Annotated in this window: 13 protein-coding genes; 8 read left to right on the forward strand and 5 right to left on the reverse strand. The window is 43.9% G+C overall.

Annotated elements, in window-relative coordinates; genetic code table 11:
- Positions 1-159 precede the first annotated feature (159 nt).
- Together GVV58_RS13105 and GVV58_RS13110 are read right to left on the reverse strand one after the other, a co-directional pair.
- A complete protein-coding gene (locus tag GVV58_RS13105) occupies positions 160-1,125 on the reverse strand; it encodes a TerC family protein (RefSeq protein WP_005173479.1) in 966 nt (321 codons plus the stop codon).
- 331 nt (positions 1,126-1,456) lie between these two features.
- On the reverse strand, positions 1,457-2,650 hold the full coding sequence (locus tag GVV58_RS13110; protein WP_005173477.1) for a sugar transporter: 1,194 nt from the start codon (positions 2,648-2,650) through the stop codon (positions 1,457-1,459).
- 153 nt (positions 2,651-2,803) lie between these two features.
- On the opposite strand from GVV58_RS13110, the gene GVV58_RS13115 reads away from it, so the two are divergent.
- Both GVV58_RS13115 and GVV58_RS13120 read left to right on the forward strand, forming a co-directional pair.
- On the forward strand, positions 2,804-3,088 hold the full coding sequence (locus GVV58_RS13115; protein WP_005173474.1) for a GNAT family N-acetyltransferase: 285 nt from the start codon (positions 2,804-2,806) through the stop codon (positions 3,086-3,088).
- 24 nt (positions 3,089-3,112) lie between these two features.
- Positions 3,113-3,403: a GNAT family N-acetyltransferase gene (locus GVV58_RS13120; RefSeq protein WP_005173472.1), complete on the forward strand. Its 291-nt coding sequence runs from the start codon at positions 3,113-3,115 to the stop codon at positions 3,401-3,403.
- A 141-nt stretch (positions 3,404-3,544) separates the two neighbouring features.
- Here GVV58_RS13120 and GVV58_RS13125 read toward each other — a convergent pair whose 3' ends face one another.
- Both GVV58_RS13125 and mpl read right to left on the reverse strand, forming a co-directional pair.
- The gene (locus tag GVV58_RS13125) at positions 3,545-4,627 is read right to left on the reverse strand and encodes a zinc-dependent alcohol dehydrogenase family protein (RefSeq protein WP_005173470.1); all 1,083 of its coding nucleotides are present in this window, start codon (positions 4,625-4,627) and stop codon (positions 3,545-3,547) included.
- A 306-nt stretch (positions 4,628-4,933) separates the two neighbouring features.
- Complete coding sequence (gene mpl / locus GVV58_RS13130) at positions 4,934-6,298, reverse strand: UDP-N-acetylmuramate:L-alanyl-gamma-D-glutamyl-meso-diaminopimelate ligase (RefSeq protein ID WP_159516725.1); 1,365 nt, start codon at positions 6,296-6,298, stop codon at positions 4,934-4,936.
- 242 nt (positions 6,299-6,540) lie between these two features.
- On the opposite strand from mpl, the gene GVV58_RS13135 reads away from it, so the two are divergent.
- The 4 genes from GVV58_RS13135 to GVV58_RS13150 all read left to right on the forward strand — a co-directional run bounded on the left by GVV58_RS13135 (position 6,541) and on the right by GVV58_RS13150 (position 10,634).
- Positions 6,541-6,882, forward strand: coding sequence for a DMT family protein (locus tag GVV58_RS13135; protein ID WP_074384157.1), 342 nt, complete (start codon positions 6,541-6,543; stop codon positions 6,880-6,882).
- 199 nt (positions 6,883-7,081) lie between these two features.
- Complete coding sequence (gene purE, locus GVV58_RS13140; RefSeq protein WP_005173464.1) at positions 7,082-7,594, forward strand: 5-(carboxyamino)imidazole ribonucleotide mutase; 513 nt, start codon at positions 7,082-7,084, stop codon at positions 7,592-7,594.
- Positions 7,595-7,621: 27 nt separating this feature from the next.
- The gene (locus GVV58_RS13145; RefSeq protein ID WP_159516726.1) at positions 7,622-8,743 is read left to right on the forward strand and encodes a 5-(carboxyamino)imidazole ribonucleotide synthase; all 1,122 of its coding nucleotides are present in this window, start codon (positions 7,622-7,624) and stop codon (positions 8,741-8,743) included.
- A gap of 595 nt (positions 8,744-9,338) precedes the next feature.
- The gene (locus GVV58_RS13150) at positions 9,339-10,634 is read left to right on the forward strand and encodes a lytic murein transglycosylase (RefSeq protein WP_159516727.1); all 1,296 of its coding nucleotides are present in this window, start codon (positions 9,339-9,341) and stop codon (positions 10,632-10,634) included.
- A 73-nt stretch (positions 10,635-10,707) separates the two neighbouring features.
- On the opposite strand, the gene GVV58_RS13155 is transcribed toward GVV58_RS13150, so the two are convergent.
- On the reverse strand, positions 10,708-11,835 hold the full coding sequence (locus tag GVV58_RS13155; RefSeq protein WP_159516728.1) for an anhydro-N-acetylmuramic acid kinase: 1,128 nt from the start codon (positions 11,833-11,835) through the stop codon (positions 10,708-10,710).
- 80 nt (positions 11,836-11,915) lie between these two features.
- Here GVV58_RS13155 and tyrS point away from each other — a divergent pair, with 80 nt between their 5' ends.
- Together tyrS and GVV58_RS13165 are read left to right on the forward strand one after the other, a co-directional pair.
- Positions 11,916-13,130: a tyrosine--tRNA ligase gene (gene tyrS, locus GVV58_RS13160; RefSeq protein WP_100535507.1), complete on the forward strand. Its 1,215-nt coding sequence runs from the start codon at positions 11,916-11,918 to the stop codon at positions 13,128-13,130.
- Positions 13,131-13,651: 521 nt separating this feature from the next.
- Positions 13,652-13,939 carry a hypothetical protein gene (locus GVV58_RS13165; RefSeq protein ID WP_005173437.1) on the forward strand — a complete coding sequence of 96 codons (288 nt, stop codon included), beginning with the start codon at positions 13,652-13,654 and terminating at the stop codon, positions 13,937-13,939.
- Positions 13,940-14,606 lie beyond the last annotated feature (667 nt).

The raw sequence follows: 14,606 nt of genomic DNA on the forward strand, positions 1-14,606 counted from the left end.
ATAGATTGTAACCCACTTCAGTGGATTTATAACGTGATCATGCTGACTTCATTTGCCTGAATTAAGTCGAAGCTGTGGTAAGGCAGTCGAGCAATAAAAAAAGTCCGCTCATGATTGAACGGACTTTTTTGACGCTAAAGATGATTGTCTATACAGTTATTAGAGCGTGGTTTGATTATGTTTTTTACTGTGGCGAATCGACAGGATCGCCGTGATCGTCAAGACAATCACAATAAAGCTCAGTGAAATCCAGATTGGCATATGGAATACATCCAGCATCAGCATTTTAAAGCCGATAAAGACCAGAATAATCCCGAGACCATAAGGCAGATAATGCATTTTTGATGCGGCACCCGATAACAGGAAGAACATCGCGCGCAGACCCAAAATCGCCATCAGGTTAGCAGTCAGTACAATGAAGGGATCGGTGGTCACAGCGAAAATTGCCGGAATAGAATCGACCGCAAAGATCACATCCGAGGCTTCGACCAGAATCAAAACCAGGAATAACGGCGTTGCCCACAGTAAACCATCTTTACGGATAAAGAATTTGTCACCTTCAAGTTGCGGTGTAATCCGCATACGTTTACGCAGCCATTTCAGAATCGCCATATCTTCAATATTGCTTTCTTCTTCATCCTGACCACGCAGGAATTTAAAGCCGGTATACACCAAGAAGGCACCGAAGATATATAAAATCCATGAGAATTCCTGAACGAACCAGGCGCCAATAAAAATAAAGATGGTTCTGAGGACAATCGCACCGAGTACACCGTAGAGCAGCAATTTACGTTGTAGCACGGGTGGAATGGCGAAAGCAGCGAAGATCATCAGCCAGACAAAGACGTTATCAATTGCCAGGGATTTTTCCAGCAGATAACCGGCGAAGTATTCCATGACCTTGGCATTGGCAATTGCAGTACCTGCGGTCTGCTCCAGATAGAGCCATAAACCGCCACCAAATAAAGTCGCGATACTGACCCAGGCAATACTCCAGTAGGCCGCAGTCCGGACTTTGACCTCCTGGCCATGCTGATGTTTAAAGCCGACGAAATCGATGATCAGCATGACTGCGACAATCGCGAAAAAGACAAGATACAGCCACAGCGTACCAATTGTTTCCATGTGAATTCTCCACATCTGACAATCGGCCATAAAAAAACCTTGACCTGTTGTCAGATGAAAAACATCTATACCAACATGATCAAGGTCTTGCCTACATCTCACTGTTACACTTCTTATTAAAAGTGTCGCAGTGAGATGCTCAGATACCGACTTTTTGCAAAGTGTAATGACGATATTCTGACACGTTGAACAATCTGAACCACAATTGCTAAACGTTTGGAGGAGGCTACTCCCCTTGTTCAAACGAAATTCTGTTTGAGCAAATGCTCAATATGCAGAAGCATGACAGATTTTTATTAAGACTACAATTTCATTTACAAAAATGCATGATTCAAGCTATTTTTTGAGCAATAAAATCCGGACGGCGAATTAAATATAACGTGATGAGAAAACCCAGACTGGCCAAGATGGCCCCGAGCCAGCCAATACTGTGCAAGCCGATCTGTGCCGTTGCGATCCCACCGAGTAAAGCGCCAGCACCAATTCCAATATTATACAGGCCAGAATAAATCGCCATGGCCACGTCGGTGGCATCGGAGGCCAGATTTAAGGTCTTGGCTTGCAAGGCCAGACTGAAACCAATAATACTGACGCCCCAGAGTAAAGCCAGGGTATTTAACTGCAAGACATTGCTGGACAACGGCAGCAATAATAGCAACGAGATAGCCAGTCCAAGTGTGAACAGTGGAATAGTAAGTTTGGGAAAATGCGGTGCAAAACGGCCAAATAGATAAGAGCCGATTAAACCTGCCCCACCATAGACCAGCAATAAAGTCGTGGTCTGTACAGAACTGAGCTGGGCAATATTCAGTGAAAATGGCTCGATATAACTATAGGCGGTGAATTGTGCACTAATTACAATGACCGTCAGGGCAAATACCAGCATCAGGCTTGGACGTTTTAACAAGGTTTTCAAGCTGCTGAGTGAACCTGAATTGACACTCGGTAATAAGGGCAAGGTTTTGGCCAGTAGCAGGCAGACCACGCTGGCGACGATGGCAATCAAGGCAAAACTATTGCGCCAGCCATAGGCCTCCCCGATCATGCGACCAAAGGGAATTCCCAGAACCATGGCCATGGCAGTACCTGTGGCCAATAAACCCAAGGCTTGAAATTCTTTGCCTGCTGGTGCGACACGTACTGCAAGCGAAGCGGTAATTGACCAAAACAGCGCGTGCGCTACTGCAATCCCGATCCGGCTAAATACCAGAACACTGAAACTCCAGGCAAAATAAGACAGCACATGACTGGAAATGAAGACCGCAAATAAAACCATCAACAAGAAACGTCGTTCAATGTTTTTGGTCAGTAGCATCATCGGTAAAGACAATAAAGCCACGACCCAGGCATAAATGGTCAGCATCAACCCGACCTGAGTCGCCGACATGTCAAAACTTGCACCAATATCACTGAGTAAGGCCACGGGAATAAATTCGGTGGTGTTGAAAATAAAGGCGGCACTGGCTAACGCAATTACGCAGATCCATTGACGTCTTACCGAGGAGCTAAAAGAAGGGCTGGACATAAATATCTGGCTTAAACAACAGACAGGCAGTTTAAACCTGTTCATTGCATGGTGATATCAGGAAAGAGCACAGATTCACAATCGTTTAAAGAAATCGAACAATATGCGACTGAAAAATATGTCAGTCTGGATTAAAAATACGGAGTTTAGAGGATGTTGATTGAGCATCAGCAACAAGGCAGTCAAGGTCAATGGTTTGTCGAGCCAAATGAAAAGCGTCTGGCCGAAATGAGCTATTTCTGGAAAGATGAGGATCGACTGGTGATTGAACATACCTGGGTCGATGACAGTTTGCGTGGACAGCATGTCGGACATTATCTGGTCGAAGCAGCGGTCAAGTTTGCCCGTGAGCAAGGGGTCAAGATTATTCCGGAATGCCCTTTCGCTCAATCGGTATTTGAGCGTGATCCTAATTTCAGCGATGTGTTAAGCAGTTAAAAATGAAAATAAAGGTGGAGATCTATGCAGATTCAATATCAAGATTCAAAACGCGGTGGTGTATTTTTTATGGAAGATAAAGGTCGACGTCTGGCCGAGATTACCTATCAATGGCGGGAAGCCTCGGTGATTATTGCAGATCATACCTGGGTCGATCATTCCTTGCGTGGTCAGGGCGTTGCCCGAAAAATGCTGGATGTGCTGGTCGATTTTGCCCGTGAAAAAAGTTTAACCATCATTCCGCAATGTTCCTATGTGGATGTGATGTTTAAGCGTGACCAAAGTTTATCTGATGTCGCGGCCTCTTCTACTTAATCATTTAGATCGATTTGCCAAGAGCAAAACGGCCTAATGAGCTTTCAATACAAGCTGATAAGTAGTGCGGTGATATGCCCTATTTTTCACTCCAGCTACAAATAAAAAAAGTCCGCCAAGCGGACTTTTTACTTTCCCGCATTAATTGAGTTCGATCATCACTTTCAAGGCCTTTTCATCGGCTGCATGCTTGAACACATCATAAGCTTTTTCAAATTCATTAAATTTAAAGTGATGGGTCGCCAGTTTTTCCAGCGGTAATTTACCGGAACAGCAGGTTTTGAGCAGCATAGCAGTGGTATTGGCATTGACCAGTCCGGTGGTGATGGTCAGGTTTTTAATCCAGAGTTTATTCAGTTCAAAATTAACTGATTTGCCATGTACGCCGACATTGGCAATATGTCCACCCTCTTTGACTACATGCTGGCAGATATTCCAGGTCGCCTCCAGACCAACCGCTTCAATGGCACAATCGACCCCTCGCCCATCCGTCAGCTCCAGCACACGTTGTATGGCATCTTCTTTCGCGGAGTTAATGCTATGCGTCGCTCCCACTGTTTTGGCGAACTCGAGTCGGTTGTCATCGACATCGACCATGATGATGTTGGCCGGTGAATAGAATTGAGCGGTCAGCAGGCAGCTCATGCCGATCGGGCCGGCACCGACAATCACCACATTATCTCCGGGTTTGACATCGCCATATTGCACACCAATTTCATGTGATGTCGGCAAGATATCCGATAAAAACACAGCGACATCTTCATTTAACCCTTCAGGTAAATGATAGAGTGAGGTATCCGCAAACGGCGTGCGTACATATTCGGCATGAGTACCATCAATCATATAGCCCATGATCCAGCCGCCTTCATTGCGACAATGTGCATACAGCTGTTTCTGACAGTTTTCACAGGTTCCACAGCGGCTGACACAGGAAATAATCACCCGGTCGCCTTTTTTGAAGTTTTGAACGGCAGAACCGACTTCTTCTACAATGCCAATGCCTTCATGGCCTAAAATACGGCCATTAAAACTGCCCTGTTTGCGTGTGGCTTGCTGTTCAATTTCCGGGTTTTTACCTTTCCAGATCCCGAGGTCTGTACCACAAATAGTGACTTTAGTGAGTTTGATAACAGCATCGCTGGGATGCAAAATAGTTGGAATGGGACGGTCTTCAAACCGGATGTCGTTTTCGCCGTAATAGACCATGGCTTTCATTGTTGTCATGACACATCTCCTGAAGGAGTGAGGAATGAGAATGACCTGATTCTGATCTGGCTGTCAGGTCTATAAATACCTGTGTTCTTCTCGATTGTGCCTTGAGTGATGTGCTGCTGCAATCTATCTCGCGTTCAGATTGCAACAAAACATCATGCGTAATGACTAATGAGTGATCGGCATTTTAGGCCAATTTGACATCATGCAATGTGAAGGTCAAAACAGCCATTCTCTCTTTTTGCTAAAACAATTGCCCTAAAAAAAGAAGCCCGCATCGCGGGCTTCTTTTTTCACATACTTATCCACGCATCTATTTTATGCGTTTAAAGCACTGATCAATTTCTGATGCAAACCACCAAAACCGCCATTTGACATAATCACTACGGCATCGCCCTCACCTGCCTCTGCTACCACGGTCTGAATGATGTCATCCAGTGTGCGTGCAATTTTGGCTTTATTTGGCGCAGCATTAATGACCGGTTGCAGATCCCAGTCCAGTCCTTCCGGTTGATACCAGATTACTGCATCGGCCAGACGTGCTGAATGAGCCAGACCCTCTTTATGACTGCCCATACGCATGGTATTGGAGCGTGGTTCAATAATTGCCCAGAGTTTGCGTTCACCCAGACGTTTGCGCGCGCCCTCCAAGGTCGTATCAATCGCTGTCGGATGATGGGCGAAATCATCATAAACCTCAATACCACGGACTGTGCCTAACAGTTCCATACGGCGTTTTACCCCACCGAAATTAGATAAAGCTTCACAGGCGGTTTCAATGGAGACGCCGACATGCTCGGCAGCGGCAATCGTCGCGAGCGCATTGGCCACCGAATGCTGTCCGGTCATGCTCCACTGCACTTCACCTTTCACCACACCGTGTTGCAAGACTTTAAAGTGAGAACCATCTGTCGATAACTGTTCGGCATACAGTTCAGATTTTTGATTGGCATCCAGACTGGTGCGCACCACCGGTGTCCAGCAACCCTGCTCTAGTACTTCATCGATATTGCTTTCGGTAATCGGCGCAATGATTCGGCCTTCGCTTGGAATGGTACGGACTAAATGATGAAACTGCTTTTGAATTGCAGCCAGATCATCAAAGATATCGGCATGGTCAAATTCAAGGTTATTTAAAATCGCCGTTTTTGGATGGTAATGCACAAACTTGGAACGCTTGTCGAAGAAAGCCGAATCGTATTCATCTGCCTCGACACAGAAATATTTGCCGCCACCGAGACGTGCACTCTCACTAAAACCCAGTGGCACACCGCCAATCAGGAAACCTGGCTCTAAACCGGCTTGATCCAGCACCCAGGCCAGCATGGTTGTGGTGGTGGTTTTGCCATGTGTACCCGCAACCCCCAATACATGTTTGCCTTGCAGAACATGATCTGCCAGAAACTGCGGGCCTGAAATATAAGGCAAGCCTTCATTCAGCATATATTCTACTGCATCAATACCACGCTTCATGGCGTTGCCGACAATGATCAGATCTGGATGTGGCTGCAAGTGACTACGCTCATAACCCTGCATCAAGCTGATGCCTGCATTTTCAAGTTGGGTCGACATCGGTGGATAGACGTTCAAATCTGAACCTGTCACCTTGTGGCCCAGATCGCGTGCAAGGAGCGCCAGCGATCCCATAAAAGTGCCACAAATACCCAAAATATGCAGATGCATCTACTTCACTCCGTTCCTGTCTGACCCATCACCTTATATTGGTGCGGTTATCATGATTTATTCAATTTGCAAGCAACGATAGCAAGGCTTACACGGAAAAGATAGTCAAAGTTCAAGCATTGCTGCGGGAATTTTTAAATCCTGTTTCACGGATAAATTCAGAGAAAATTTCAAATTTAGAGAATATCTTTTTGCAAAATAAATCGTAGAATAAACCCGATCTTTTTGCAGAGTACATGCCGATGTTACCGGCTTTATTTCTTCTGGTGATTGCCAATTGCTTTATGACCTTGGCATGGTATGGGCATTTAAAATTTTTACCGCATGATGCGCCGTTGTGGCAGGCAATTTTATTCAGCTGGATGATTGCCCTGTTTGAATATAGCCTGATGATTCCGGCCACCCGATTACTGGCACAGCAGGGACTGGCCGTGGGGCAAATGAAAATCACTCAGGAAGTGGTGACCTTGCTGGTCTTTGTGCCTTTTATGATTTTCATGTTTAAGCAGCCCTTTAAACTGGATTATCTCTGGGCAGCCTTGTGTCTGTGCGGATGTGTGTATTTTGTCTTCAGAAGTTCCTGATCGAAAGCTTTGCAGACTACACGCCTATTTTTATTCCAGTTTTTAATATTCTGCTAAAAAAATAAGAAAAATCGAACCTTGCTTTGACCGTTAAATTTTATGAAGCCGAAAAATCAGTCTATAATAAGCACCTCCTATTAAAGCTTGGCTCTCTCGTCGAGATTTATTTTTTGTTACTTTAATCTCTGGAAAATTTGCAATGAATGCGGCTGCTGCACAAGATGCTCCTCTAGTAGGAATTATCATGGGTTCTCAATCAGATTGGGCAACTCTCGAACATACTGCCAACATGCTCAAGCAGCTTGGTGTCCCATTTGAAGCTGAAGTCGTTTCTGCACACCGTACTCCTGACCGTTTATTTGAATATGCTGAACAGGCGCGTGATCGTGGCATTCAGGTGATTATTGCCGGTGCTGGTGGTGCTGCGCATTTGCCGGGCATGTGTGCGGCAAAGACTGATCTTCCAGTCTTGGGTGTGCCAGTCAAATCATCCATTTTAAACGGCGTCGATTCTTTGCTTTCAATTGTACAAATGCCAGCAGGTATTGCGGTGGGTACGCTTGCGATTGGCCCTGCCGGTGCAACCAATGCAGCCATTATGGCAGCGCAAATTTTAGGTCTGACCCGCCCTGATATCGCGAAAAATGTTGCAGATTTCCGTGCGGCACAAACAGATAAAGTGGCAAGCAATAACATTCCTGGTCAAAACTAAAACCAAGCTTCATACGGGACAGACATCATGGATAAAACCATCGGTATTTTTGGCGGCGGTCAGCTCGGGCGCATGATGGCGCAAGCGGCATTGCCATTGAATATTCAATGTACTTTCTTTGAAGCAAGTACGGATTGCCCTTCTGCGGCACTCGGTCAAGTGATTTCCAGCAAGGCCGAAAATGGTCTACAGGATTTTATGCACAGTGCTGATGTATTCAGTCTGGAATTTGAAAATACGCCTCTTTCAGATGTGGATGTGCTGGTGAAAAATAAAGACCTGCATCCACCACGCCAAGCCTTGGCAATTGCACAGCATCGTCTGTCTGAAAAAGCCCTGTTTGATACGCTCGACATTCCTGTTGCGCCGTATAAAGCAGTGACTGCACTTGAAGGTTTACAGGCTGCTGTGGCTGAACTGGGCTTACCAATCGTATTAAAAACCTCTCGCGGTGGTTACGATGGTAAGGGTCAATTTGTCCTGCGGAGTGCTGATCAAATTGAGCAGGCTTGGGCGGAACTTGGCCCTGCCGGTGAACTGATTGCAGAAAGCTTTGTGACGTTCTCACGTGAAGTGTCGATCATTGCGGTACGTGGTCAAAATGGTGATGTAAAAACCTGGCCCCTGGCTGAAAATCATCATCACAATGGCATTCTGTCGCACTCGATTGTGCCTGCACCGAACAGTGCAGACTTGCAGCCGGTCGCACAGGACTACATCACTCGCCTACTCAATCATCTGAACTATGTGGGCGTCTTGACCCTTGAGCTGTTTGTGACAGACAAAGGCTTATATGCAAACGAGATGGCACCACGTGTGCATAACTCAGGGCACTGGTCGATTGAAGGTGCAGTCTGCTCACAGTTCGAAAACCATATTCGTGCGGTGGCCGGTCTGCCACTGGGTTCAACGGAAGTGATTCGTCCAAGCGTACTGGTGAATATCATCGGACAGCATCCAAAATCTGCAGATGTTCTGGCTTTAGAAGGTGCGCATTTGCATCTGTATAACAAGTCAGAGCGTGAAGGTCGTAAGATTGGTCACATTACCCTGATGCCAACCGACAGTACTCAGCTGACGACTTTATGCCGTCAACTGGCGAAGATTTTACCGAATCCACTGGCATTGAGCGAAGATATGACCATTTAAGCGCTATCTTGCTGATAAAAAAAGCGATCACTTCGGTGGTCGCTTTTTTATTTCTCCAGATTCAGGCATGATTGCGCCTCTTCGAAAATGCCTGCCATTTATCGGATCATAATATTTTTCAATTGATTGTAAAATAAACAATTGCGTATACATAAAAGAGTCTAAATGAAGATTCACAGACCACAGAGAAATACTTTGAATTTAAAGTTTAAATGAATTCAAAATATGAATTTAAATTCAAACCGCTACTTTGAATTCAAAGTTTTAAATTTAAAAATAAACCAAGTCACCCTGTTTTTTAATTCACAAAACAAGACCTTGATAAATATCTGATTAATCCTGTTTATATTAAGTTATCCACAAAGAAGGTTTTGAATTTAAAGGTTGTTTCCTAGATTTTAAATTTAAATTCAAACAGCACCGCTGCTTTTTGAATTTAAAAACAAGTTGTGAATAAGTTATTTAAATTTAAAACTACAAAATGAATTCAAAAGTGCAGAAATTATGAATTTAAATTTACCTATTTGAGCTTTAATTTTTAGATTGAGCTGCTATGTTAAGAACATAATTCAAAATCTAAATATTCAAGGGTCTTATGCAACGTTTTGCGCTTGTGGTTGGTTCTTTATTCTTGGCTGTTTCTCAGGCAAATGCCGAGCTGATTATTAATGGTCAGCGTGTCGACACGACTACTTTGCCTTCAGCGGCCAGCAGCCCGTCAAATTTCCCTGCCCAGAATAATTTTCAAAACTGTTTGGCGAATTTACGTAGTCAGGCTGTAGCAAAAGGCGTCAGTGCAGCCAGCTATGACCGTTATACGCAAAATTTAATGCCTGATTACTCCGTAATTGAACGTTTAAACTATCAACCGGAATTTTCTACCCCGATTTGGGACTATTTGTCTGGTTTAGTCGATGAAGAGCGGGTTCAGCTCGGCCGGCAAAAATTACAGCAACATCGCGAAGTCTTAAATCGTGTTTCCGCAGCCTATGGCGTGCCTGCAGAAACGATTGTCGCGGTATGGGGTGTAGAAAGTAATTTTGGTGATATTTCCGGTCGCTATCCTTTATTGCAGGCCTTAGGAACATTGAGCTGTGAAGGGCGGCGCCAGAGTTATTTCCGTGGTGAGTTTTTTACCACGATGAAACTGTTACAGCGCGGTGATGTACGAGAGGATCAGCTGAAAGGTTCATGGGCTGGAGCTTTTGGTCATACCCAGTTTATGCCATCGACCTATGATGAGCTTGCGGTCGATTTTGATGGCGATGGCCGCCGTGATCTGGTCAGTAGTATTCCGGATGCTTTGGCATCAACCGCCAACTTTTTAAGCAAGCGTGGTTGGCAGACCGGGCAGCCTTGGGGTTTTGAAGTAAAAATCCCGCAAGGCATGTCAATCTCAAATGAAGGCCGTCGCAATAAAAAATCACTGAATAGCTGGATTAGCCGTGGTGTAGTGCGTGCCGATGGTTCCCCTTTAATTCAAGGGAATTTATCAGCATCTTCTCAGGCTGGCTTGCTTGCGCCTGCCGGCCCGAATGGCCCAGTCTTCCTGGTCTTTAGAAACTTTGATACCATTTATAGCTATAATGCAGCAGAAAGTTATGCCTTGGCGATTGCGCATTTATCTGATCGTTTACAGGGTAAAGGGAGCTTCAGCACATCTTGGCCAACCGATGACGTGGGTACATCGCGTTCAGAACGTCGCGAGATTCAGCAATTTTTACTAAATCGTGGCTATGACATTGGTGCGGTGGATGGTCTGATTGGTGATAAAACCCGTCAAGCGATTCGTCAGGAACAGCAGCGTTTGGGCTTAAGTCCTACAGGTCGTGCCGGTCAGCAGATTTTGCGGGCCTTTAGAAATGAAAATGCCAAAAATTTAATGCAATAAAGAATATTGAAAATGGAAAAAGGTCTGCATAAATGCAGACCTTTTTTATAACTTTAGATTGCTCTGGTCGGGTTTAAACAGCAGTAATGGTTCCCAGAACACGGTAGCCTAAAGCACCGGTCACCGCTGGCAGGTTACCATTGAGTTGCTTGATAAAACGCATTGCCAGCCAGGCAAAGGCAGTGGCTTCTACCCAGGTCGGACTGAGGCCCAAATCAGCCGTGGTTTGTATGCTCCATTCATGTTTGCGTAAGCGCCAGCGCAGTTGCTCAAGTAAATAAGAATTATAAGCGCCACCACCACACACGAAAACTTGTCCAGTATCCATGCCAGAACGATAAATGGCTTTTTTAATGGCACGGGTAGTGAGCTTTAATAAGGTCGCCTGCACATTTTCCGGGGTATCTTCCAGTTCATCGTATTGCAGGTCATTGCGCCAGTCGGCAATCTGTTCATCCAGCCATTCCAGGTTAAAGTCTTCACGGCCGGTACTTTTAGGCGGTTCTTTAGAGAAAAATTCGTGTGACTGTAAACGATCCAGCAGGCTGCGAATCGGCGTACCATAAGCGGCCCAATTGCCATTTTCATCATAAGGCTGGCCGGTATAACGCGCGCACCAGGCATCCATCAGAATGTTGGCCGGCCCTGTATCAAAGCCATAAACATCATCAGGCTTTCCGGCAGGTAACAGGCTGACATTGGCAATTCCACCCAGATTTAAAATTACCCGGTGAATGCTGTCATGCTGGAAAATATCCTGATGAAAGGCTGGCACCAATGGTGCGCCTTGACCGCCCGCCGCCAAATCACGACGACGGAAATCTGAAATCACCGGAATCTGGGTGATTTCGGTAATAATATTGGGGTCACCAATTTGCAGGGTAAAACCATGCTCAGGGCGATGGCGGATGGTCTGACCATGGGAGCCAATGGCTTTAATTTTAGATTTATCTAACTGGTTGTTTTCAATCAGTTGGTTGATACCATGACCAATCATTTCTGCCAAGGCCACATCGGCCTTGCCCATACGGTCAATTTCATTGTCATCGGGCAAAGTCAGTGCCATCAGCTCATGCCGCAGGTCAGGATCGAATGCCAAAGTGAGTGTGGCATGAAGCTGTAAAGGATCAAAAGAAGCAGCAACAATATCGACACCATCCATGCTTGTGCCGGTCATTACCCCAATATAGATCACTGTCATGGTTATTCTTAAGCCTGCAATATGCTGAAAAAGTGTTAGTATATCGCACAAATTGAGTAACTGATGTATTGGATTTTGTGATGTCAAATTTCCTGCCGGCTGAAGAACAACTTGCCCTCATTCAACGAGGCACCCATGAAATTATTTCTGAAGAAGACCTTCTTAAGAAATTAAAAAAGAATCGTCCATTAAAAATTAAAGCAGGTTTTGACCCAACTGCGCCTGACCTGCACTTAGGTCATACGGTTCTCATCAACAAGTTAAAAGTATTTCAGGATTTGGGCCACGAAGTATTCTTCCTGATCGGTGACTACACGGCGATGATCGGTGATCCAACAGGTAAAAGTGCTACACGTCCACCATTATCACGTGAACAAGTTTTAGAAAATGCAAAAACCTATCAAGAACAAGTGTTTAAAATTCTTGATCCAAACAAAACCAAAGTTGTATTTAACTCGGAATGGTTTGCACAAAAAACCGCGGCTGATTTAATTCAATTGGCATCACAGCAAACTGTGGCGCGTATGTTGGAGCGTGACGACTTTACCAAGCGTTATAACAGTCAACAGCCGATCGCGATTCACGAATTCTTGTATCCATTGGTACAAGGTTATGATTCGGTGGCTTTAGAAGCGGACGTAGAGTTGGGTGGTACAGACCAGACCTTTAACCTGTTGATGGGTCGTACGCTACAAGGTCGTTATGATCAGGAAGCACAAGTGTGTATTACGGTGCCTATTCTTGAAGGTTTAGATGGCGTGAATAAAATGTCTAAATCTTTAGGCAACTATATTGGTGTATTTGATGCGCCAGGTGCGATGTATCAAAAAGTGCTTTCAATGCCGGATGCATTGATTGAGCGTTATTTTGATCTGCTCAGCTTTAAATCAATTGAAGAAATTCAGCAGTTGCTAAAAGAAATTGCTGAAGGCCGTAACCCGCAAGAGGTGAAAAAGATTCTTGCGCTGGAGCTGGTTGAGCGTTTCCACGGAAGCGACGCTGCTGCGCATGCACATAAAGGTGCAGGTAATATCATTACTGAGGGTGAATTACCGGAAGGTACGCCAGAAGTGACTATTTCACGTGGTGAGTTTGGTGGTGAAATCTTTATTACTTCAATTTTACGTGAAGCAGGTTTGACCAAGAATGCGGCCCAAGCCAAAGATGCTTTAGGTCGTGGCGCGGTGAAAGTGGATTGGCACACTGTAGATAGTTCTTATTCGGTTAAGGAAAATCTGACCTTGATCGTTCAGGCCAGCAAAAAAGCGATTGCGAAAGTTACTTTCACCGATTAAAAAATTGATAAGTTATTGAAATAAAAGCAGGCTTCGGTCTGCTTTTTTATTGATGTTCTATATTCATAAAGCAAATAAGCAACTTCAAAAAAAACCCTATAAAAACAAGAGTTAAATTTTCCCAAATTGCTTGCTTTTCGGGTTTATTATCTATAGGATTTATTCATCTAGAGAATTGGTTCAAAGCATCTAGAGGGTGATAATAAGACAACTCCACAATTTATAAGGTCTCTTCCCCAAGAGACTCTTTTTTAAGCTTTAAAGTGAATAACTATAATAATGACATAATGGATCGGGTAAAGATTCAATTCTAAGGAGGAGATTTTGGGAGAGATCTCTTCCTTTTTTATTTGTAGTGATTTCATTCTGAACCTTTAAAATCGCAGGTATTATTTTCTTGGAGAGGGCATTCCACCTAGAATTCATCCTCTAATTAAGTGTTGTTTTGCTAGCTAAAGGGTGGCTGACTATATTGGTTCGCAAAAGACAGCACAATATAAAAAGAAAGCAGAGGGGGTTCGATGTATCGCTATCCAACAGAAAATATTTTTGATGAAGACATTGATTGTATTTTAAGTTTCTTATTTGAATATCAGTCTGCCGAACAAAAACAGCAACGTTATATCCCTGTCTATAACTTATTTATGCAGCTTGATCTGGCTGCGAATTACTATCTATTTTCCCTGATTGAAGAGCGTTTACCGCGACGTGCAAAACTATTTTTTGTTGCTGAAGACTATCAGGGCAAAAAAGACATAATTATAGAAGTCATGCAATACTGGCTTGGGCAGCGCAAGCAGGAAAAGTAACTGAATAGAATTAACCTGCTGATATGTTCTATCTCTATATAGATAAGCAAGCTTGTGCGGCCTTATACCCAAACACCAAAATCATTGAATAACATCTTTATAGCCTAAGATACCTATACGCTTTTATAAGAAGTTTCACTAAAAAAGTGCGAATGAACTACCAAGCCGAAAGGAGAGAATCGTTGGTTTCGCTAATATGTCATGATTTGGTTTTGTTTCTGGGGGTTGAACGAGATAAAAAGCATTATTTAAGGATAAACAGCAAAAATTACTACTCTAGCTATTATTTTGATCGCTTTTAAGTCTAATTAAATTTTGGCTTATAAAAATAAAATGATGTGTTTAGTGCATTTATTGCATAAAAACGCTTAAAAATTAGATAAAAAAGCGATTTTTTAGGATTTTTTGTAGAAAAAAAAGACATACGTGAAAAATATAGTGAATAGGGGGTTGCAATGATTCTGAAATCCTCTAGAATGCACCCATACCGACGAGATAGACGGAAACGAACGAAGCAGATTGCTGAGTTGTTAAGTATATCGAAGTCCAGCTTCTGGCACTGACGAGGTGTTAGAAAGATCATTAAGAGCTTATGAAGAACAACTTGTGTGGATTTTTACTGGTTGATCGATCGAAATTATTTTCATTGATTGATGGTAGAAATTAC

The sequence above is a fragment of the Acinetobacter sp. 18QD2AZ41W genome (assembly GCF_009829025.1).
Classification (GTDB): Bacteria; Pseudomonadota; Gammaproteobacteria; order Pseudomonadales; family Moraxellaceae; genus Acinetobacter; species Acinetobacter pseudolwoffii.

What these genes read in the sequence shown, in the direction of transcription:
- GVV58_RS13150 (WP_159516727.1), top strand. Translation starts at nt 9,339, where the DNA reads ATGCAACGTTTTGCGCTTGTGGTTGGTTCTTTATTCTTGGCTGTTTCT.
- mpl (WP_159516725.1), bottom strand. Translation starts at nt 6,298, where the DNA reads ATGCATCTGCATATTTTGGGTATTTGTGGCACTTTTATGGGATCGCTG.
- GVV58_RS13155 (WP_159516728.1), bottom strand. Translation starts at nt 11,835, where the DNA reads ATGACAGTGATCTATATTGGGGTAATGACCGGCACAAGCATGGATGGT.
- GVV58_RS13105 (WP_005173479.1), bottom strand. Translation starts at nt 1,125, where the DNA reads ATGGAAACAATTGGTACGCTGTGGCTGTATCTTGTCTTTTTCGCGATT.
- purE (WP_005173464.1), top strand. Translation starts at nt 7,082, where the DNA reads ATGAATGCGGCTGCTGCACAAGATGCTCCTCTAGTAGGAATTATCATG.
- GVV58_RS13125 (WP_005173470.1), bottom strand. Translation starts at nt 4,627, where the DNA reads ATGACAACAATGAAAGCCATGGTCTATTACGGCGAAAACGACATCCGG.
- GVV58_RS13135 (WP_074384157.1), top strand. Translation starts at nt 6,541, where the DNA reads ATGTTACCGGCTTTATTTCTTCTGGTGATTGCCAATTGCTTTATGACC.
- tyrS (WP_100535507.1), top strand. Translation starts at nt 11,916, where the DNA reads ATGTCAAATTTCCTGCCGGCTGAAGAACAACTTGCCCTCATTCAACGA.
- GVV58_RS13120 (WP_005173472.1), top strand. Translation starts at nt 3,113, where the DNA reads ATGCAGATTCAATATCAAGATTCAAAACGCGGTGGTGTATTTTTTATG.
- GVV58_RS13110 (WP_005173477.1), bottom strand. Translation starts at nt 2,650, where the DNA reads ATGTCCAGCCCTTCTTTTAGCTCCTCGGTAAGACGTCAATGGATCTGC.
- GVV58_RS13115 (WP_005173474.1), top strand. Translation starts at nt 2,804, where the DNA reads ATGTTGATTGAGCATCAGCAACAAGGCAGTCAAGGTCAATGGTTTGTC.
- GVV58_RS13165 (WP_005173437.1), top strand. Translation starts at nt 13,652, where the DNA reads ATGTATCGCTATCCAACAGAAAATATTTTTGATGAAGACATTGATTGT.
- GVV58_RS13145 (WP_159516726.1), top strand. Translation starts at nt 7,622, where the DNA reads ATGGATAAAACCATCGGTATTTTTGGCGGCGGTCAGCTCGGGCGCATG.